The organism is Sphingobacterium sp. InxBP1, assembly GCF_026191775.1.
Classification (GTDB): domain Bacteria; phylum Bacteroidota; class Bacteroidia; order Sphingobacteriales; family Sphingobacteriaceae; genus Sphingobacterium; species Sphingobacterium thalpophilum.
In genome coordinates this window covers 1-1,044 of sequence record NZ_JAINDX010000045.1, presented here as the reverse complement: position 1 = coordinate 1,044, position 1,044 = coordinate 1, and the positions used below count along the sequence as shown (strand labels likewise).

Sequence of the window (1,044 nt, the reverse complement as noted above, 5' to 3'; positions counted from 1 at the left end):
TAAAAAGTGGACGATGCCTATTCAGAATTGGGGCATTATCCTAAATCAGTTCTTAACTTTATTTGAAAAAAGAGTCCAGTTATAAGGAACATAACTGAACTCCGTATTTTTTATTTACACACTTAGTGGGACAGTCCCTTTCTTTGAGGAAATCTTCATAAAATTTAAATGCTAAAGTAGCAACTTCTGTAGGATCTGCTCTACAAAATAGCGGTTGCCCCAAATGCATTGTTGGCGGTAACCATTCTTGATTATTTATTTTAAATTTTTTTAATTTTATTACACTTTCAAATACAGGTATTTCTTCAATAATTTCATTACCATGTCCGTCTTTATGCGTCATTTTAACAATATCAGCGAGAATATTGGTATCCTCAAAATCATATATCGTTGCATTGTCATGATTAATAGCATCTCGTGCATTTTTTAAATAAGATAATAAAGGATCTTCCCTTCTTAATTTTTTATATTTACCCTGAAATGGTTGAAACTTGCTTTTAATATCTTGACACCCTCTTTCAGCTTTGATAAATACTAAATCAAGATGCATTATAAACCCTTGGAAATCTTTATTCAATGGTTCAAATACCTTCATTTGTTTAAATTGATGAAAAGCTCTTTTAGAATTTTCCAATTCTTGCTCCGCAAAAAATAGATTTGGCATGTTTAAAATTTTATTGAATATAACAAGAAATTTAAAATTACTCAAACACAATAAGCGCAGCGCCCCGAATACTTTAGTCGGAGCGCTTCTCTTTGTTGTTTGGTGAGGGTCATTAATCCTCCTCCCTTGTTACGATGACCGGATTTTTGCTGGGTTTAATGTTGTCCTTAATAAAGTCTATAACCGTCATTTCGATTTCATCATCTTCGTAGTACATTTTGAGTTTTTCCACTTCGTTATCAGGAATCATAAAACCACTTACCTGATCGTCTTCATCTGACATGCTATTCCAAGCAATAACCTCTTTAATTGCTTCTACAAGGCTAAGAGCTAATACTGTATAGCCTTTACCGTTTAACGTCACCTCAAATAGGTGTCTT

The 1,044-nt window shown here is 32.9% G+C and carries 2 protein-coding genes; both read right to left on the bottom strand.

The annotated features are described in order from the left end of the window. Positions 1-79: 79 nt before the first annotated feature. Entirely contained in the window at positions 80-664 is a 585-nt protein-coding gene (locus K7A41_RS12620; RefSeq protein WP_265713966.1) for a hypothetical protein, read from the bottom strand. A 112-nt stretch (positions 665-776) separates the two neighbouring features. Beyond that, positions 777-1,044, bottom strand: a 268-nt coding sequence (locus tag K7A41_RS12615; RefSeq protein WP_265713965.1) for a hypothetical protein, incomplete at its 5' end; no start/stop codon positions are given.